The following is an 18,483-nucleotide window of genomic DNA, read 5'->3' as shown; positions in this document are numbered from 1 at the left end:
CGTGAAAAAAAATTAACTTACCCACCTAAGGCTTCGACTACGGCATCGCCCATTTGCGAGGTGCCGACCTTAGTTGTACCCGGCGAGTAAATATCCGCACTGCGATACCCTTGATCGAGAACTTTACCTACAGCCGCTTCAATATCATCAGCGACAGCACTTTGATCTAATGAATAACGGAACATCATTGCCGCCGACAGAATAGTCGCCAAGGGATTAGCAATACCTTGGCCTGCTATATCAGGCGCTGAGCCATGCACAGGCTCATATAAACCTTTACCATTTTGATCAAGGCTCGCCGATGGCAGCATGCCAATCGAGCCTGTTAGCATGGCACCAGTATCGGATAAAATATCGCCAAACATATTGCCAGTAACAATCACATCAAATTGTTTAGGTTGTCGCACCAATTGCATCGCCGCGTTATCAACATACATGTGGGTCAGCTCCACATCAGGATATTCCTTAGCCAGTGCCTGCATAACTTCACGCCATAGCACGGTCACTTCCAGTACATTGGACTTGTCGACAGAGCATATTTTCTTGGATCGCTTACGCGCCATTTCAAACGCACTTCTGCCAATTCGCTCAATTTCACTTTCAGCATAGACGTAAGTGTTATAGCCCTGGCGCTCACCATTTTCTAATAGTCGAATGCCGCGAGGCTCACCGAAATAGATACCGCCCGTTAGCTCACGGACAATAAGGATGTCTAGCCCTGCCACTACTTCCGGACGAAGGGATGAGGCATCTGCCAGCTGCGGATACAAGATAGCCGGACGCAGATTAGAAAAAAGTCCCATTTCATAGCGAATTTTTAGAAGACCTTTTTCAGGACGAATATTGGAGTCCAACGCATCCCATTTAGGCCCGCCCACAGACCCCATTAAAACAGCATCTGCCGCACGGCATTTGTCTAAGGTTGAGCTGGCTAAAGGAACACCGTATTTATCAATAGCGGCACCACCAATACAATCTTCCTCGTATTTCAGACCCAATTTGTACTTATTATCAACTGCGTTGAGTACCTTGACAGCTTCTTGCATGATCTCGGGCCCAATGCCGTCACCAGGCAGGATAACAATTTTCTTACTCACTAATACTTCCCCATCTACGATGATTATTGAGTTACCATATTAAACAACCAAGGCGATTGTACCTTTAAGTTCTCTTCGTATGCTCGAATTTTATCAGCCTCTTGTAGAGTCAGACTGATATCGTCCAAGCCATTGAGCAAACAATGCTTACGAAATTCATCAATGTCAAAAGAGTAAGATGCCCCTCCTGGGGTGTTTACTTGCTGCTGCTTAAGATCGACTGTTAATTGGTAGCCCACATTAGAATAGGTATTGGAAAATAGCTCGCTGACAACATTTTCATCTAATACGATGGGTAAAAGTCCATTCTTAAAGCAATTGTTGAAAAATATATCAGCAAAACTGGGAGCAATAACCACCCGGAAGCCATATTCATCAAGGGCCCAAGGTGCGTGTTCTCTGCTCGATCCGCAACCAAAGTTTTCTCTTGCCAGAAGTACACTGGCGTTTTGATAACGTTCATGGTTAAGCACAAAGTCAGGGTTCTGTGGCCGTTGCGAATTATCTTGCCCAGGCTCACCTTTATCGAGGTAACGCAGTTCATCAAATAAGTTAGGGCCAAAGCCTGTTCGTTTAATAGACTTAAGAAACTGTTTGGGAATAATTAGATCCGTATCCACATTAGCGCGATCCATTGGTGCCACTATGCCGGTATGCTGAGAAAAGCTTTTCATCACAGAATCTCCTATCAATTAAAAATGTCTAACATCGACGAACTTGCCAGCTATCGCTGCCGCTGCTGCCATAGCTGGACTCACCAAATGGGTTCGTCCACCGTAGCCCTGACGCCCTTCAAAATTGCGATTAGATGTAGAAGCGCAATGTTCACCGTCCCCAAGCTTATCTGCATTCATCGCCAAGCACATAGAACAGCCAGGCTCGCGCCATTCAATACCCGCTGCGGTAAAAATCTTATCTAAACCTTCACTTTCTGCCTGTCGTTTTACTTCCCCTGAACCTGGCACTACGATGGCCTGTTTAACTGAATCGGCCTTATGCCTACCTTTAATCACTTGTGCTGCTGCTCGAATATCCTCGATGCGGGAATTAGTGCAAGAGCCGATGAATACACGATCAACAGCAATATCTCCTATCGCTTGATCAGCCTTAAGTCCCATATAGTCCAGAGCCGTTTGCATAGCGCGACTTTTTACATCGTCAGCTTCGTTTTCTGGATTAGGGACTTTTGCTCCTATGGCAGCCACCATTTCCGGTGATGTGCCCCAGGTGACTTGAGGCTCAATCTCTTCACCTTTTAGCACTACAACACTATCGAACACAGCATCATCATCACTGCGCAGGTGGCGCCAATGTTGCTCAGCGGCATGCCATTGCTCACCTTTGGGTGCAAATGGACGCCCTTTGACATAGTCAAGAGTAATGTCATCAACCGCTACCATACCCGCACGGGCGCCAGCTTCTATCGCCATATTGCAAACGGTTAAGCGCCCTTCCATCGACATGTTGCGAATCACATCACCACCAAATTCAATGGCGTAACCAGTGCCGCCAGCGGTACCAAGCTTGCCGATAATCGCTAACACAACATCTTTGGGTGTAACGCCTTGCCCTAGCTGTCCATCCACTCTCACCAGCATATTTTTCATTTTTTTACTGACCACACACTGAGTCGCCAGAACATGCTCGACCTCACTAGTACCAATACCAAACGCCAGTGCTCCCAAAGCACCATTGGTGGAAGTGTGGGAGTCACCGCAAACAATCGTCATACCGGGCAAACACGCCCCAGTCTCAGGCCCTACTACATGAACAATCCCCTGGCGAGGATCGTTGATCTTAAACTCGACAATGCCTAGATCGTCGCAGTTATCATCAAGAGTCTGTACTTGAATTTTAGAAATAGGATCTTCAATACCATCTACACCAGAACTGCGCTCATTCCTCGTTGTCGGAACATTATGGTCAGGCGTAGCGACAATGGAATCGACTCTCCAGGGTTTACGTCCGGCTAAGCGCAAACCTTCAAAGGCCTGAGGAGATGTGACCTCATGGACGATATGGCGATCGATATAGATCAAGGCAGAACCATCTTGTCTCTGGGAAACAATGTGTTGACGCCATAGTTTGTCGTATAGGGTAAGAGCAGGCATTAGCGTGAATTCCTCTTGGCCATGGATTTTTGTCGCACTTATATGTGCGCATAGTATAAATCTCTAGAAAATAACTCAAATTCATTATTTTCATAAATTGCATAACCAAAAAGAATAGACTATAACAGCAACCATGGATATAGAATCACTTAAAGCCTTTGTTCATGTGGCTCGCACCGGCTCTTTCTCTTCTGCGGCTGAGAATTTATTTATTACTCAGCCAGCCGTCAGTAAACGTATTGCCTCTTTAGAAGGCCATTTAAACCATACGCTATTTGACCGCCTTGGTAAGGAAGTGGCTCTAACACCAGCCGGACAAGCACTGTTGCCCAGTGCACTTAAAATTCTCCAAACTATCGAGGATACTGAGCGTCAAATACGTGAACGCTCCGGAGAAATCATTGGTTCACTTAAGGTCGCGACCAGCCACCACATAGGCCTACATCACCTGCCACCGGTACTTCGAACTTTTGCATCACAATACAAAAATGTAAATTTACAATTTGAGTTTTTAGATTCTGAACAGGCTCATCTGAGGGTACTTAAAGGGGACTGCGAATTAGCGGTAGTGACCCTAGATCCAAAACTTGAAAAGCCACTACGAGCTCTCGTACTCTGGCGCGATCCGCTGTGCTTTGTAGTAGCCAATGAACATCCCTTGGCAAAGGAGCCTGTCTTGTCATTACAGCAGCTAAGTAAAGAAGCAGCAATCTTACCCGACCTTAATACTTTTACCGGGCGAATGGTAAAAACCTGCTTTAGCCAAAAGAACTTACCGATATCCCTTAATATGGCAACTAATTACCTCGAAACCATAAAGATGATGGTATCAGTAGGACTTGGTTGGAGTGTTCTACCGCAAACTTTAGTGGATGAGCATATGACAGTGCTGCACATTCCCAAGATTAAACTGGAAAGGCAGCTGGGTATTGTCACCCACCAAAAGCGCTCTTTGGGCAATGCTGCCAGAGCTTTTATACAAGCACTGCAAGATGCATCGACACAAACAGATACTTCCTAGGGCCTGTTCACACTAATGGAATCGCTCCTGCCGCCGGTTTAATAAATACACCCATAGAACAGAACGTCCTACTCAACTCTTTGCTATACATATAATTAGAGGTGCCCTAAAGGCGCCCTGAGTCCACAGGCAAAGAGACATGAATAAAAGGATTACACTGTTTTATATATTTTTAATGCTACAAGCCTTATCCAATAAAGTCCTATGTGAAGAGTTGCTTGGCATTCGAATGGGAGCAATTGTTTGGAACCCCAATATACAGGGGAGACTGCAATCAGAAGACATTACCAGTGATAGCGCAAGCATAAGTGCAACGCGACTATCGCCTTTTCAGCTAGGCATTACAGATCAACAGCAAAAAAGTTATTTTTTTGAGCTGCATCATAACCTACCTATTATCCCTCGCTTTATCTATACCCAGGCTAATATTGAAACTTCTGCACAGAGCATACTCGGACAAGATATTAACTTCGTTAACACTACCCTTGCGACAGGCACTAGTGTCAACTCGGTGATCGATCTCAGTTTTCAGGATTACAGTTTTTATTATTCATTGTTAAATTCATGGATTAATTTGGACATTGGGCTCACACAGCGAAACTTTGATGGCCAAATATCTATTGTGGATCAAGCGGCCAATAGCACAAGTGGCAGTACGGATGGAGGAACAGATGGCGGCACCGACGGTGGCGACACTGGCACAGGTGGTGATGCAGGAGATGGCGGCGCAACTGATGGTGATGGCACAACTGGAGAAAACAACACAGAAGCAACAAGTTTACCTATTGCCACTATCGATGAAAGTCCCTTAATGCTATTTAGCCAGTTACAATTTCAGCTATTAACAACACCTTTACATGCAGCATTCAAAAGCCACTATTTAAATTCTGGCAATGATCATTTTAGTGATCAAGAAGTGAAATTTTCTTACTATATAGATGCAGGGATGCTGAATTACAGAATTGATTTAGGGTATAAAAAATTAAAAATTATGTCTTCTGATTTAGGCGGCTTAGAATCACGACTTAAAATTCAGGGGCCTTTTCTAGGCTTTGCGATATCTTTTTAATACTCTTTAAAAGCCTTTAACTCTAACAGTACTTTTTGCTGCTAGGTGATTAAATTGATACCGCAATACTATCCCATGACAAAAGTAAAATTCTAATTTACCCATGTTAGTCTGTTATCGACCAGTGAGAATACCATCTTCTTGCAAGTCTTCTTCAATATTGCTTACCAGTGACTCTAAGTTCTGCTGACCGTCTCGGTTAACAAATAGCTGCGACTCTCTCAGATCGGCAATGGACTTCTCAATATTACCATCTATCAACCAATGCAAGCTTGAACGATGTAAACGCGATGCCGCTTGGAACTCAATGAACTCAATATTTTTGTATTCGTTTGTATTAAGCTTATTAATTTCAATCAAACTAGTGGCTACATCTGAGCTTATTTTCCAGGCTTCCGCCGCCTTGCTATGTTGATTGAATTTTGCATAGGCATGACCACTGTGTTCAAAACCTTTGCCTGCAATACGCAGAGCTTTACGGCTCAACAAAGAGAAAATTGCTCTTTCTTTATCTGTTTGACTCTGCTCGATATTAGCACTCAAATCCATGCCTAGATCGCGAAACCCGGCAGCGTAAAGTTCCGCGCTTTCAGAATACTTCTTCCATGAGCGCCTCATTTTTTTGGCTTTATTAATAGCAATATAGTACGCATCTATTTGTTGCTGTAACTGAAAGATATTGTCGATATTAGAATCTTGTAATTTCAAGATTTGCAGTGTTCTTTTATATTTTTTTTCGGCTACGTCTTCTCGTGCTTCGTTGATTCCTGCTTGTATATTTAAGACCAGTCGATCAATTCTCTCATCTAACTCCTTAACATTAATGGAGTCATCCACCTCAAACTCACTAAATTTAATGGTCAAAGGCAAAGGTCTACCATCTAAGCCGTGAACAAGACAGTAGTCTTTTGGCGTATTGCCATTCTCAACACAAGCATTTTTAATAAAATCTTCATGGGCATTGCAGACTAAGGCCCATTGAACATTGGGTAAAGAATTACAATCACAATTAATCGCTGGACACTGCTCTGAGCTTTGGGATTTGGCACTGGGTGCATAGGTAGTCAGAGTAAGAGCAACTACCACGGTAAGAGAAGAAACAAGATATTTGATCATAAACCACCTTTCCTCTGTTCCACTTTTATAGCTTTCCTATTAATTTACAGCTTCTATAGTAATTTACAGCGGCAATTTACAGCTTTTGTAGCTATCCTGGTCTGCCTGGCTTGTATAGCTCTCTGGCTTCAGTTTGATTATAGCTTTTGCCATCTATGCTGCCTTATAACTATTTTTGTAGCTTTCTCTAAATAGCTTCCTGAAAGTTTATTTCCTTGCGCCTAAGCTTCCAAGTATCTGGTGTCGAGTAAGTTTAGTTGCCAATTGGTTGTAACTTGTTCACGCACTTTACGAAACTTAACCAGAACCGACGCATTATTAAGAAGAAACAGTTATATCTATTCAATTATTAGAGCTAATTATTATTAAGTTATTATATAGGGTAGATAAATCGTTAAAACTACCGTAGTTACTAATTTACAGCCTCATTTTTAAAAATACAATGGCTAATAACCAAGAAAAAAACGCCGCACCAGCTGCCACAAGAAAAGTAAGTTGAGGAGAGGATTGCCATAGCAAACCACTGACGAAGGCTCCAAGGGATGCACCACCACCAAAAGTGACGGCGGCATAGAAGGCTTGCGCTTGGCCATGGGAGCTTTCACCAAAGGTAGTCTTAATGAAATCGATGGCGACTGCGTGCATAACGCCAAAAGAAAAAGCATGCAGCAATTGAGCAAACACGATAATAGGCGCTGAAGAAGCGAATAGGGCCATCAGACACCAGCGTAAGGCAGTAAGAAACAAGCTCCATGACAACAGCTGAAAACGAGAAAAACGTGAGAATATTTCCGGCATTTTAATAAAAATGTAAATTTCACTGACGACACCAATCGTCCAAAGTACACCAATAAGCGTTTTACTGTAGCCATAAGACTCCAGATAAATACTGTAAAATACGTAGTAAACACCGTGGCTAAACTGTAGTAAAAACAATACAAAATAAAAAATAAGCACATATTTCCCCATCATTATTTTGAGGAAATCCGCCATACGTGAAGGCTCAAGCTGCCTGTCTTCAGGAGGAAGAAGGCAAGCAAAAATAAAAATTCCAATCAAAAAAAGCAGGATAAAATGCGGTAGCCATTGAATACTAAAATATTCAAAAAATACTCCCAGCAGCAACACTGTGACAATAAAACCAATCGATCCCCAAACGCGAATTTTACTATATTCATGCGCTTTATCTTGCAAATAAGTTAGAGTGATGGCTTCAAACTGAGGTAACACTGCATTCCAAAAGATACTGTACAGCGCAAGCAATACAATAAGGCTAGAATAGTCGTAGAGAAATAGTAACCCAACAAAAAATAGGCAAGCGCCAAAGGAGCCATAGCGAATAACAGTTAGGCGCTGGCCTGTAGCGTCAGCAAACCAGCTCCATAAATTCGGTGCTAGCAACTTAGTAAGCAATGGTACAGCTGATAGCACACCTATTTGCTGGGCTGAAAAATTTAGCGCCTGTAGATAGAGACTCCAATAAGGAGAAAATGCACCCACCACTGCAAAGTAAGAAAAGTACACCCCCGATAAACGCCAATACGGCATAAAAAATTTACATCCCTTAGGTCATAACTGCTCAGAAAAACCTATTAAAGAATTGGTGTCGAGCATTTAACATCGGCATTTTGTCCACGGTGCCGCAGAGCATGGTCTAAAATCACAAGTGCCATCATGGCTTCTGCAATAGGCGTGGCTCGTATCCCAACACATGGGTCATGGCGTCCTGTGGTGACCACTTCTACCGCATTGCCGTCAACATCGATACTGCGACCCGGCAATCTCATGCTAGAAGTAGGCTTTAGAGCAATGTGGGCAATCAAATCCTGGCCAGAAGAAATACCCCCCAGTACACCGCCGGCATGATTGGAAAGAAAGCCCTCTGGCGTCATTTCATCGCGATGTTCCGTGCCCTTCTGTGCGACACAGTCAAAGCCGTCACCGATTTCTACTCCCTTAACCGCATTAATACCCATAAGCGCATGGGCAAGATCAGCGTCAAGACGATCGAACACTGGCTCCCCCAAACCGGGAAACATATTCTTGGCAATCACTGATATTTTAGCACCGACAGAATTGCCTTCTTTGGTCAGAGCTTGCATATAACTTTCCATTTCTGGAATCTTACTTGGATCAGGGCAGAAAAATGGATTGTTTTCAACTTCACTTAAATCTACGGTATCAACACCAATAGGCCCTAGTTGCGATAGGTAGCCTTGTATTTCAATGCCCCAAGTCTCTTTTAAAACCTTCTTCGCCACCGCTCCTGCCGCTACACGCATGGAGGTTTCCCGCGCAGAAGAGCGACCACCACCGCGATAATCACGAATACCATATTTGTGCATATAGGTGTAATCGGCATGTGCAGGGCGAAATTGGTCTTTAATCTTAGAGTAGTCTTTGGAGCGTTGGTCCGTATTTTCAATCACCAAGCCAATACTTGTGCCTGTGGTCTTGCCCTCAAACACACCAGACAAAATTTTAACTTCATCGGCTTCTCGTCGCTGGGTGGTGTAACGTGATTGACCGGGTTTACGGCGATCTAAATCTCGTTGCAGATCTTTTTCCGACAATTCAATTCCCGGTGGGCAACCATCAATGACACAGCCTAATGCCAAGCCATGACTTTCCCCAAAGGTCGTGATAGTAAATAGTTTACCGAAAGTATTTCCCGCCATAATATCTAATCTTCTTAAGTTAATCTTAGAATACTGAGCTGGGACATAAATTAAGCCCCGCAATTAAAAATATTTTTTAAAAATATTGTTGCAATTGTTGCTTGGTCAAAATAAACACACCGTGGCCTCCATGCTCTAGATCTGGCCATGTGAAAGGTACATTTGGATAAGCCGCTTCTAAGGCGACATAACTATTGCCCACTTCCACAACTAACAGGCCTCCATCATTGAGAAACAAAGCGGCTTCTTTAAGCAGACGCCGAGTAAAATCCAGTCCATCAGCTCCCGATGTCAGCCCGAGCTTTGGCTCCGCATGATATTCTTTTGGCATTGAGGCGAAATCATCATCATCCACATAAGGAGGATTGGAAACGATTAAGTCATATGATCTGCCTTGCAAATTTTCGAAACCATCAGAGTGCACAATATTTACACGATCTTGCACTTGATGAAATTCAACATTTTTATGCGCCACATTAAGAGCAGGCTCGGATATATCACTGACATCAACTGAGGCTTGTCCAAATTGGTGGGCACAAGTAATCCCAATACAAGCACTGCCCGTACAAAGGTCCAATATTGTATGAGGGGGATTGTCGAGCCAAGGCTCGAAGCTATTGAGAATAAGTTCAGCAATGGGCGATCGTGGCACTAAAACGTCAGGCGTAACTTTATAAGGGAGGCCTGCAAACCAGGCAACACCGGTTAAATAAGGTGCTGGCACACGCTCACCAATGCGACGCATATAAAGACGGTAAATCTTTTCTTTTTCAGTGGCAGTCAACGCAGCATGTTGTATTTTATCAAAGGCATCCCAAGGCTGATCAATACACCAACATACTAAGTAAAGGGCTTCGTCCCACGAAGTTTGAGTACCATGGCCAAAATATAAGCCCGCTTCAGAAAATTGACTGGAACCCCACCTCACCCAATCGAGTACGGTGTTTAGGAAACGAGCATCTGAATCGTGAAAATCGACAAGGTTGTTCATAAAGTTTTGGCAAAAGTTAAAAAAGGCGGCTATTCTAGCGCCTTTTTGCTTCACAGCATAATAAGAATACGCAGATGTACCCACAGATGTATAGGGGTATGTTAACAACTTAGCTTAGGATGAAAGTGCCATTTATTTTCTCTCTTAAGCTCATGATCATTATGCCAATAAATAGCATGTAAATGTCGTGCATATTGGAACATTGATAGGAAAGACAATGAAAGAACTTTTTGCAAAAATTATCGAGACCGTTGGTGAAGACTTAGACCGACCCGGTTTAGTAGACACCCCTGACAGAGCGGCCAAAGCCTTTGAGTTTCTCACCAAAGGTTATCACCAAACTGTCGAAGAGGTAGTTAACGGCGCTCTCTTTCCTTCAGATTCAAACGATATGGTAATCGTCAAAGATATTGAGCTTTTTTCGATGTGCGAGCACCACATGCTGCCGTTTATTGGTAAAGCTCACGTGGGTTACATCCCAAGTGGCAAAGTATTAGGTCTTTCGAAAATTGCCCGCATCGTTGATATGTATTCACGACGCTTACAAATTCAAGAACAATTGAGTTCACAAATTGCACAAACAATTTTTGAAGTGACTAATGCAACCGGGGTCGCGGTGATTATAGAAGCCAAACACTTGTGTATGATGATGCGGGGTGTAGAAAAACAAAACTCATCCATGAGAACATCGGCGATGTTGGGAGTTTTCCGCGAGAACGCGACCACCAGATCTGAGTTTTTATCACTCATTAGGTAGGGATTTATTAGACAGCTATTTACCTGACGGGAGTTTGACCATCACCTTTTTTCCAGCTTGTTCGTGTTGTTGAACTGAATGATGTTGGTTTTGTGATGGCTCTCCTGCAATACCTTTAAGCCGTATACGTCCCTTTTGGATACCAAGTTTTATCAATGCAGCAGCAACCGATTGTGCATAATCAAGCGCACGTTTGTTATCAGAGACATCTTTCACATCGTCGTAAACAACAATTTCTAAAGGCCGAAAAGGCTGTTGATTAAAAGCGCGTACAAATGGTCGCAAACCATTTGAGTCAATATTAATCTGATCATTGTTAAAACTGATACCTGCTAGCATTATTTCTCGGTCACGATAAAAATATTTCGCCAGAACAGCAGCACTGGGAACGAGGGATGTGGGGAAGTCCTGCGGCTTCAGAGTATCTCGCTGTAAGTAAACACGTCGATTGCCCCGTTCAACCAAATATATAATTTCAATAACATTATCTTTTTCGCGATTGCTTTTCCACACTTGATAATGCTGAGATAGATCTAAACCATAAAGTTGTTTAACTGCAAAATGTTCATTCGCCCAAGCATTACTGCTACCGCAGCTTAAGCCTGTGCATTCAAAAATCAACTGATCTCCACGCTTAGAAAAATACTGTTGAACCCGATCCCAAGCAGACCTCAAAGTGTAAGGCCGTTTTAGCTCATAGGTGAGTCTGCGCACATCACCTAGTACCGATTGTTGGTACTCTGCCTGCCACTGGCCATTAATTTTTTTTAGAGCGCTCAGAGTTAAAGGGTACAGGCTAGATATTTCTTGCCTATTTTCAAAAGCGGATATATTAGCAAATAGAGACTCTGAATCTTGCGCGAAAGCGGAGGCTGATAAAATAACAACAGAGAGAATACTAGCGCGAAAAATAGTCATTATAGATATCGGCCACTTGCTGACATTGATGTGACATATGTAGATGGTGATCTCCCGATAAGTAATGAATTTTTATATTTTGCGTCTCATCAATAAAAGACTTTGCTTGAGGGAAATCCTCCATCAATCCATCTTTAGCGATAATTAATTCTATAGGGATAGTAATACGATCTGTAAAAGCTCTCGCCTGTTCTAGGGTAAATTTAATTTCCGAAGGAGCATTGAGTTTAATATCGTTATTCCACATATACTTGCCCTCGCGTTCAATAACACCTCGTTTAGCCAGTACTAAGGCATCTTGATGAACCAGTTTTAAAAAACCTTGTTCACGGGCTTTGACCGCATCATCAAAACTATTAAACTCGCTGCGGTTTTTATCGCGTATTCCAATTAAAGCATTAATCGCTGCCGCCATTTGTATAGGCGCTTCTTTTGCTTCGACAAATTGTGGCGCAAAGCTTTCAATCAGGGCCAGATGGGAGACGCGATCGGGGAATGTGCCGGCGGTTAACGTTGCAATCATGCCACCACGAGAATGCCCGAGCAGTGCGAATTTCTCCCATTTTAGCTGATCCGCAAGCATAATGATTTCCATAATATCCAGCCAGATATTATAAGCTCCAGAATGAGATCGATGATCACTCTGGCCTTGACCCGCCAGATCGATAGTCACCAAATCCACATCATTTAACAGCGGCGCCAGAAAATCAAAGCTGGCACAATTATCCAACCAGCCATGTAAAGCAATAACGGGTAATTTACCCTCTTCACCCCAACGCTTGCCTTTAAGGGTGACACCATCCAACTCAAAACTACATTCTCGCATTAACATCTCTTCATTATTTTTTTAAAACTGCCGATTTATTTATTTTTGAGTGACAAGTAACTAGTCACAAGCTCTAAAACAGTTTCTAGTATTATTTACAGGCTCTTAATTTAGCTATTTATCTGCCGAGCTTACACTTTACACTAAGATTCATGATCAAGTAGTATGATGCAGCCACTGTAACTGACAACACCCTTTAGCCATCACTTCGACGTTAACAGCAGCTAACGAGGCCGTTGCAAGTCGATGTTTTCCTGTTTCTAGCGCACACAATTGATCCAGTAATGTACCCAATAAAGGCTGGTGCCCAACCAACATAATAGTATTAACATTACGTTCATGGAACAGGGTGTATAGCATCTTAATAACTTGATCAGGGTCGCCGCTTGGCACTAGCAAATCACTATTGTGGCAAGTAATACCCTCAAGCCTCTTAGCGACTATTTTTGCCGTCTGTTGTGCTCTTAGATAAGGGCTTACAATGAGATAGTCAACTGAATCTAAATACGCTTTATCTGCATTAACTGCCGCTGCCACTTCTTGTCGTCCAAGGGCTGATAACTCCCTTAAACTGTCTTTAGGCGCTTCAGATACAGCCTCTCCATGACGCAGAATGAATAATTGCATAAAAGAAACCTCAATTGGAGCCTGTTATATTTAGTATCGGAATAAAGCCCTACCTACAGAACTTAACTTGTTCACTTTCATAAAGGATAAAATTCACTTAAGTAACAAATAAATTCGTTGTGTTATGGCTTATTTCACGTCATCTTCGTTGTTTGCCCTGTCCTCAGCAGGCTCAGGTCTCGCAACTTCAACCTCACCTTCAAGGGGTTGATCCTCCTTTGGTTGCGGCCAATCAGCAAATGGAAATGGTTTTTCGTCAGAGTTATAGGTTAAAAACCTTAATGCTTGGTAAATATACTCGCATAGCGTTTCACCGAAGCGACGTAGATTTGGGTTGTCCACACCGTTAACCAAAGCAACGAAGAACTGCAAACAAACAAGTATCCACATGACAAATCTTGCCGCGCTCAGGCAAACGATGAAGAACACCATGTATAAAAATCTTAGCCAGTGCTTACTTGAAGTCAAATTCGATTTAAGTTGATTATCCACTATACGCCCCCTTGAAGATCGACATCGCTTGCCATTTCTCCTGTCATGAGACCTCGGACAACAGACATAATATCCTGGCCATCGAATAAAATAGCATACAAGCCCTGTACTAAAGGCATGTATATGTTCATTTCATCTGCTTTTTGTTTTACTATTTTTAAGGTGTTTACGCCTTCAACCACTTGTCCGATCTCTTCTAGGACTTCTTCTAGTCTACGGCCCTCACCTATGGCATAGCCTACACGATAATTACGGCTTAAGTTAGACGTACAGGTCAATATCAGATCGCCGACCCCGGCTAAACCGAGAAAAGTCATTGAGTCTGCACCTAACTCCCGAGCAAAACGCCCCATCTCAGCCAGGCTTCGCGTTAATAACATGGCAATTGTATTTTGACCAACGCCCAAGGCTGTCGCCATACCTGTGACAATGGCGTAGATGTTTTTCAACGTGCCGCCCAGCTCCACGCCAAAACGATCAGAATTGCGGTAAATACGAAAAGTTTCAGAGGAGAAAACCCGCTGCACACTACTACAAACCTCGGTATCATCACTGGCAACCACACAGCCAGTATAATGTTTAGCAATGATTTCTTTAGCGAAATTGGGGCCGCTGATTACACCAATACGCACATCTTTTAACTCCTGTTCCAAAATCTGGCTCATGAGAAAAAAAGTATCCGCTTCCACTCCCTTGGTAGTACTTAAAACAATACTGCCAGGGCGGATAAAATCTCGTGCTGAACGGGTGACTTCACGAAAAGATTTACTGGGCACAGAAATAACAACCACATCGCTTTGCTCAACGCATGCCCCCATATCACTGCTTATTGTTAAATTTTCGTGAAAAATAAAGCCGGGTAAATATTCCGGGTTTTCTCGTATCTGTTGACAACGTTTGGCACGTTCAATATCACGCATCCATAGAAAAGTGTTATGGCCATTAGCTGAAATAATACTGGCAATTGCAGTGCCGAAACTGCCTCCCCCCAGTACCGTTACCGTGTGAGAATCGGTCATAAAGTGCCTTTTTGTTGAATGTTTTTATTGTTCGGATAGAAACAGTGAACTAATGATAGGCAAAATTAGCCTTGGAGAGAAGAGTAGCTTAAATATATTCTTACAGTAAAAGCTCAATAAAGAGTGTACGCATTACCGGATAATTACATGTACAAACTCTGATTAGGATTGACGCTAAGCACAAGAACACGAGGCAGCAATAAAGCTTTGTGAAGTAATATTATTGCCGGTGCTAACGGTTATTTAAACGTGTACGTTATTGAGGGGAGATTGTTGAAAAAACACACCTGAAAAAATGCAGAGTGCATTTTTTCAGGGTAAAACAGCCTAAAATTCTAGGCGCTCATTTCCAAAAGAAGTTTATTTAAGCGACGTACATAAGCAGCAGGATCTTTTAATGTACCGCCCTCGGCCAAACTCGCTTGATCGTAGATCACTTTCGTGAGCTCGGCGAAACGATCTTCATCTGGTTCTTGATCAATCTTCTGAAGCAGAGGATGCTCAGGATTGATTTCAATTGTTGGTTTAGATGCAGGCATTGCCTGGCCAGCTTGCTCCAGCATGCGACGCATCTGAGCTCCCATATCGTTCTCACCTACCACCAAACACGCTGGGGAGTCGGTTAAGCGATGAGTGACTCGCACGTCCTCTACGTCTTCTTTAAGGACTTCCTTAATACGAGCCACAAAATCTTTGTATTGCTCTTCGATTTTTTCTTGCTCTTTTTTCTCTTCTTCTGTGTCCAGATCACCTAGATCCAAAGCGCCCTTACCCACATCCTGGAAGGGTTTTCCATCGAATTCGGTAAGGTGGCCCATCAGCCATTCATCCACACGATCAGACAACAATAATACTTCTACCCCTTTCTTCTGGAAGACTTCAAGGTGAGGGCTATTTTTAGCCGTATTAAAGTTCTCGGCGACCACATAATAGATTTTTTTCTGTTCCTCTTTCATGCGAGCAACGTAGTCAGCCAATGACTGGTCTTGCTTGTCTTCACCTGTATGGGTAGAGGCGAAACGGAATAAGCCAGCAATTTTTTCCTTATTAGCAAAGTCTTCAGCAGGACCTTCTTTTAGTACTTCACCAAATTCTTTCCAAAATTCTGCATACTTGTCAGCATCATTTTTGGCAATCTTTTCAAGAGTATCCAAAACGCGCTTAGTTAAAGCAGAGCGCATGCTGTCGATATTAGGGTCTTTTTGCAATATCTCACGAGAAACATTCAAAGATAGATCGTTGGAATCGACCACACCCTTTATAAAACGCAGGTAAAGCGGCAAAAACTGCTCCGCATCATCCATAATAAAAGTGCGCTGTACATAAAGTTTTAGACCACGTGCTGCGTCACGATTATATAAATCAAACGGTGCGCGAGCGGGAATGTATAACAAACTTGTGTAATCAAGTTTACCTTCCACACGATTATGAGACCACTTCATGGGTTCTTGGTAATCGTGAGAAATATGTTTATAGAACTCTTTATATTCTTCTTCGCTAACATCAGAGCGAGAACGCGTCCACAACGCAGTTGCTGTATTTACAACTTCATCTTCTGGTGCTTTTGCTTCCGTTTCAGCGCCCTCTTCTCCCTCTGCTTTTTCAGGTTCAGCAGGCTGATCTTTAAGCATCACGATAGGAAGCGAAATATGATCAGAATACTTCTTAATCACCGAGCGCAGACGCCAGCCATCCGCGAACTCTTCTTGGTCTTCTTTCAAGTGAAGAACAATTTTTGTACCGCGATCCGCCTTTTCCAAAGACTCTATGCTGTACTCTGCTTCACCTTGGCTCTCCCAGTGAACACCTTCTGAAGCCTCAGCACCAGCACGACGAGTGAATACTTCTACTTTTTGAGCAACAATAAACGCCGAATAGAAACCCACACCAAACTGACCGATTAATTGGGAGTCTTTCTTCTGATCGCCAGATAAGTTAGATAAAAATTGTGCTGTACCCGACTTAGCAATCGTCCCTAGGTTTTGTACAACTTCATCACGAGACATACCAATACCGTTGTCACTAATAGAAACAGTTTTGGCTTCTTTATCAAACTCAATTCGAATTTTTAATTCTGGGTCATCCTCGTAGAGGGCTCCGTTATTAAGCGCTTCGAAACGAAGTTTATCAGCAGCGTCAGACGCGTTAGATACCAATTCTCGTAAGAAAATCTCTTTATTCGAGTAAAGAGAGTGAATCATTAAATGAAGAAGCTGTTTGGCTTCAGTTTCAAAACCACGAGTTTCTTTAGCTGCCTCTACGCTCATGAAGCAAGACTCCTTTAGATAGTAAGAATGTTATGGTGCAAATCCCATCAAAAAGCGATCAATCTGATGTTCATTGAAATACTTGGAGCAAAAATGGGGACACTTGAAGGTAATTCAAGGTATAAGACGTGAGAGATCAAAATACAGACAAAAACACATCCCAATACACAGCAAAATCCAGCAGCTAACGAGCTGAATTATGGAGTTCAATGCAACTTCATTGCTCTGAGCGCCAATATTTTAAGATAGCCAAGCGTCAGTAGATAAATGACCGAACCAATCAGGTGGTAGTTACTACAAAGCTAGGAAATTATCGATTTAATCAAATTTAGGAGAATATATGTTCCCAGGCCCTTCGGACTACAGATCGACAATACACGGTGTAAATACACATCCTACATCAAGTACCGTAAATAGAAGTACAGGTTATGCAAGATCAACTTCGGCGACACCTCGTTTGACTCAAGCCCAAGCCATACAGTCTCTCACCATAAAAGACCTACGAAAAGAAGCAGCAAAACGTCGTACCAATTTAGCAAACGCTGTAAGTAAGCCGAATAATAGAGAGGCTATAAGAGAAGCAACGCGACAGCTAAATCGTATAAATAAAGTTATGAAACTGAAAGCTGAGGCTAGTGCTCGTGCGAGAGGTGCATTATGATGATGAAAAATAAGAATATGCTCTTGCTAATGAAAACTTAGCTAATACTGACTCATGCACTAATCTCCGGTGACGACTTTATCGGGAGAATGTGACACTCTTATAAACCCAAGCCTTACTATGCATATATCCTACGAGCATCAGCCAGACTTTAGCTGATCTTAAGTCTCGAAGGCTATAAAAACCCCTTTTAAAGTATTAAGTGCCAAGCAAAAAGCCACCCTTCATAAAGGTAGCTTTTTGCTTGCAATAAAAAGAGTAATCGCTCAGTAGGCGTATTTCTTAAGCGATATTGCTGAAGTAAATTATTGGCAGGAATAGATATCGAACTTTTGACTACCGTCGACCATTTCACCGATTGCCACAATTGTATCACCATTGATCTTTGCAGCTTCATTTTTAGCTAAAGTCACCAACTCATCGCTTACCACATCGTCTTTGCGCTTGACAAAGCCAACCTTCTTCTTGCCTACAGAAGTGGTTACCGCCAGCTTCTTACAATTCTGCACATGAATAGGCTTCACCAGCGCAACGTCCTTACCATTATCCGATGGCTTCACCCACTTACACCCCGTAGCGATAACACATAGTGCTAGAACCAACACTCGACCCATATTTCCCCCAAACAATCATTTAATCTCGAATGTCTATCCTACCATAAGATAAAAATTCAGATTGTGACCTAGCAAATTTACAGAACAATTTACGTCATACCGACCGAAGAAAAGACATATATTTTGTGTCGACTAAAGCAGCATTTGGATATCATATTACCTGTGAGGAACCTCGTGTTTTAATCGTTGTAATGGCGGCGAACTCTCGGCTATTAGCCT

The 18,483-nt window shown here is 42.7% G+C and carries 18 protein-coding genes; 4 read left to right on the top strand and 14 right to left on the bottom strand.

Going from position 1 to position 18,483, the window contains the following annotated elements; all coding sequences use genetic code 11:
- Positions 1-17: 17 nt before the first annotated feature.
- From leuB to leuC, 3 genes are read right to left on the bottom strand one after another with little or no spacing between them, the layout of a single operon-like run.
- Entirely contained in the window at positions 18-1,097 is a 1,080-nt protein-coding gene (leuB, locus tag BVC89_RS11330; protein WP_086931291.1) for a 3-isopropylmalate dehydrogenase, read from the bottom strand.
- 23 nt (positions 1,098-1,120) lie between these two features.
- Positions 1,121-1,771: a 3-isopropylmalate dehydratase small subunit gene (gene leuD, locus BVC89_RS11325; protein WP_086931290.1), complete on the bottom strand. Its 651-nt coding sequence runs from the start codon at positions 1,769-1,771 to the stop codon at positions 1,121-1,123.
- Positions 1,772-1,789: 18 nt separating this feature from the next.
- Positions 1,790-3,208: a 3-isopropylmalate dehydratase large subunit gene (leuC, locus tag BVC89_RS11320; RefSeq protein ID WP_086931289.1), complete on the bottom strand. Its 1,419-nt coding sequence runs from the start codon at positions 3,206-3,208 to the stop codon at positions 1,790-1,792.
- A 133-nt stretch (positions 3,209-3,341) separates the two neighbouring features.
- Between leuC and BVC89_RS11315 the strand changes: the two genes are divergently transcribed.
- Complete coding sequence (locus BVC89_RS11315; RefSeq protein WP_086931288.1) at positions 3,342-4,229, top strand: LysR family transcriptional regulator; 888 nt, start codon at positions 3,342-3,344, stop codon at positions 4,227-4,229.
- Between the two features lie 139 nt (positions 4,230-4,368).
- Positions 4,369-5,298, top strand: coding sequence for a porin family protein (locus tag BVC89_RS11310; protein WP_086931287.1), 930 nt, complete (start codon positions 4,369-4,371; stop codon positions 5,296-5,298).
- 114 nt (positions 5,299-5,412) lie between these two features.
- Here the strand turns inward: BVC89_RS11310 and BVC89_RS11305 are convergent, their stop codons facing one another.
- The 4 genes from BVC89_RS11305 to prmB form a co-directional block, all read right to left on the bottom strand.
- Positions 5,413-6,414: a hypothetical protein gene (locus tag BVC89_RS11305; RefSeq protein WP_086931286.1), complete on the bottom strand. Its 1,002-nt coding sequence runs from the start codon at positions 6,412-6,414 to the stop codon at positions 5,413-5,415.
- A gap of 417 nt (positions 6,415-6,831) precedes the next feature.
- On the bottom strand, positions 6,832-7,962 hold the full coding sequence (locus tag BVC89_RS11300) for an MFS transporter (protein ID WP_086931285.1): 1,131 nt from the start codon (positions 7,960-7,962) through the stop codon (positions 6,832-6,834).
- Between the two features lie 44 nt (positions 7,963-8,006).
- On the bottom strand, positions 8,007-9,092 hold the full coding sequence (gene aroC, locus BVC89_RS11295; RefSeq protein WP_086931284.1) for a chorismate synthase: 1,086 nt from the start codon (positions 9,090-9,092) through the stop codon (positions 8,007-8,009).
- Between the two features lie 76 nt (positions 9,093-9,168).
- Complete coding sequence (gene prmB / locus BVC89_RS11290; RefSeq protein WP_086934592.1) at positions 9,169-10,083, bottom strand: 50S ribosomal protein L3 N(5)-glutamine methyltransferase; 915 nt, start codon at positions 10,081-10,083, stop codon at positions 9,169-9,171.
- Positions 10,084-10,300: 217 nt separating this feature from the next.
- On the opposite strand from prmB, the gene folE reads away from it, so the two are divergent.
- Complete coding sequence (folE, locus tag BVC89_RS11285; RefSeq protein WP_086931283.1) at positions 10,301-10,840, top strand: GTP cyclohydrolase I FolE; 540 nt, start codon at positions 10,301-10,303, stop codon at positions 10,838-10,840.
- Positions 10,841-10,855: 15 nt separating this feature from the next.
- Here the strand turns inward: folE and BVC89_RS11280 are convergent, their stop codons facing one another.
- The 6 genes from BVC89_RS11280 to htpG all read right to left on the bottom strand — a co-directional run bounded on the left by BVC89_RS11280 (position 10,856) and on the right by htpG (position 16,989).
- Entirely contained in the window at positions 10,856-11,758 is a 903-nt protein-coding gene (locus BVC89_RS11280; protein WP_086931282.1) for a DUF4892 domain-containing protein, read from the bottom strand.
- Positions 11,739-12,584 (bottom strand): alpha/beta hydrolase, encoded by an 846-nt coding sequence (locus BVC89_RS11275; RefSeq protein WP_158657882.1) that lies wholly within the window; start codon positions 12,582-12,584, stop codon positions 11,739-11,741. Before BVC89_RS11275 ends, BVC89_RS11280 begins: the two co-directional genes overlap by 20 nt.
- A gap of 156 nt (positions 12,585-12,740) precedes the next feature.
- A complete protein-coding gene (gene sixA, locus BVC89_RS11270) occupies positions 12,741-13,211 on the bottom strand; it encodes a phosphohistidine phosphatase SixA (protein WP_086931280.1) in 471 nt (156 codons plus the stop codon).
- Positions 13,212-13,340: 129 nt separating this feature from the next.
- Positions 13,341-13,703, bottom strand: coding sequence for a DUF4389 domain-containing protein (locus BVC89_RS11265; RefSeq protein ID WP_086931279.1), 363 nt, complete (start codon positions 13,701-13,703; stop codon positions 13,341-13,343).
- Positions 13,703-14,722 carry an NAD(P)H-dependent glycerol-3-phosphate dehydrogenase gene (locus BVC89_RS11260; RefSeq protein WP_086931278.1) on the bottom strand — a complete coding sequence of 340 codons (1,020 nt, stop codon included), beginning with the start codon at positions 14,720-14,722 and terminating at the stop codon, positions 13,703-13,705. Before BVC89_RS11260 ends, BVC89_RS11265 begins: the two co-directional genes overlap by 1 nt.
- Positions 14,723-15,057: 335 nt before the next feature.
- Positions 15,058-16,989, bottom strand: coding sequence for a molecular chaperone HtpG (gene htpG, locus BVC89_RS11255; RefSeq protein WP_086931277.1), 1,932 nt, complete (start codon positions 16,987-16,989; stop codon positions 15,058-15,060).
- Between the two features lie 340 nt (positions 16,990-17,329).
- Here htpG and BVC89_RS11250 point away from each other — a divergent pair, with 340 nt between their 5' ends.
- Positions 17,330-17,650 carry a hypothetical protein gene (locus tag BVC89_RS11250; RefSeq protein WP_086931276.1) on the top strand — a complete coding sequence of 107 codons (321 nt, stop codon included), beginning with the start codon at positions 17,330-17,332 and terminating at the stop codon, positions 17,648-17,650.
- A 305-nt stretch (positions 17,651-17,955) separates the two neighbouring features.
- Here the strand turns inward: BVC89_RS11250 and BVC89_RS11245 are convergent, their stop codons facing one another.
- Positions 17,956-18,264 carry a DUF4156 domain-containing protein gene (locus BVC89_RS11245; protein WP_086931275.1) on the bottom strand — a complete coding sequence of 103 codons (309 nt, stop codon included), beginning with the start codon at positions 18,262-18,264 and terminating at the stop codon, positions 17,956-17,958.
- Positions 18,265-18,483: the final 219 nt, after the last annotated feature.

The organism is Agarilytica rhodophyticola (assembly GCF_002157225.2).
In the GTDB taxonomy this organism is placed as follows: Bacteria; Pseudomonadota; Gammaproteobacteria; order Pseudomonadales; family Cellvibrionaceae; genus Agarilytica; species Agarilytica rhodophyticola.
This window is presented reverse-complemented; position numbering and strand designations above follow the sequence as displayed.

Excerpts from the sequence above, each read along its gene's own strand:
- BVC89_RS11250 (WP_086931276.1), top strand. The coding sequence starts at position 17,330 with ATGTTCCCAGGCCCTTCGGACTACAGATCGACAATACACGGTGTAAAT.
- BVC89_RS11275 (WP_158657882.1), bottom strand. The coding sequence starts at position 12,584 with ATGCGAGAATGTAGTTTTGAGTTGGATGGTGTCACCCTTAAAGGCAAG.
- prmB (WP_086934592.1), bottom strand. The coding sequence starts at position 10,083 with ATGAACAACCTTGTCGATTTTCACGATTCAGATGCTCGTTTCCTAAAC.
- BVC89_RS11310 (WP_086931287.1), top strand. The coding sequence starts at position 4,369 with ATGAATAAAAGGATTACACTGTTTTATATATTTTTAATGCTACAAGCC.
- aroC (WP_086931284.1), bottom strand. The coding sequence starts at position 9,092 with ATGGCGGGAAATACTTTCGGTAAACTATTTACTATCACGACCTTTGGG.
- BVC89_RS11245 (WP_086931275.1), bottom strand. The coding sequence starts at position 18,264 with ATGGGTCGAGTGTTGGTTCTAGCACTATGTGTTATCGCTACGGGGTGT.
- sixA (WP_086931280.1), bottom strand. The coding sequence starts at position 13,211 with ATGCAATTATTCATTCTGCGTCATGGAGAGGCTGTATCTGAAGCGCCT.
- folE (WP_086931283.1), top strand. The coding sequence starts at position 10,301 with ATGAAAGAACTTTTTGCAAAAATTATCGAGACCGTTGGTGAAGACTTA.
- leuC (WP_086931289.1), bottom strand. The coding sequence starts at position 3,208 with ATGCCTGCTCTTACCCTATACGACAAACTATGGCGTCAACACATTGTT.
- leuD (WP_086931290.1), bottom strand. The coding sequence starts at position 1,771 with ATGAAAAGCTTTTCTCAGCATACCGGCATAGTGGCACCAATGGATCGC.
- BVC89_RS11300 (WP_086931285.1), bottom strand. The coding sequence starts at position 7,962 with ATGCCGTATTGGCGTTTATCGGGGGTGTACTTTTCTTACTTTGCAGTG.
- htpG (WP_086931277.1), bottom strand. The coding sequence starts at position 16,989 with ATGAGCGTAGAGGCAGCTAAAGAAACTCGTGGTTTTGAAACTGAAGCC.
- BVC89_RS11315 (WP_086931288.1), top strand. The coding sequence starts at position 3,342 with ATGGATATAGAATCACTTAAAGCCTTTGTTCATGTGGCTCGCACCGGC.
- BVC89_RS11280 (WP_086931282.1), bottom strand. The coding sequence starts at position 11,758 with ATGACTATTTTTCGCGCTAGTATTCTCTCTGTTGTTATTTTATCAGCC.
- BVC89_RS11260 (WP_086931278.1), bottom strand. The coding sequence starts at position 14,722 with ATGACCGATTCTCACACGGTAACGGTACTGGGGGGAGGCAGTTTCGGC.
- BVC89_RS11305 (WP_086931286.1), bottom strand. The coding sequence starts at position 6,414 with ATGATCAAATATCTTGTTTCTTCTCTTACCGTGGTAGTTGCTCTTACT.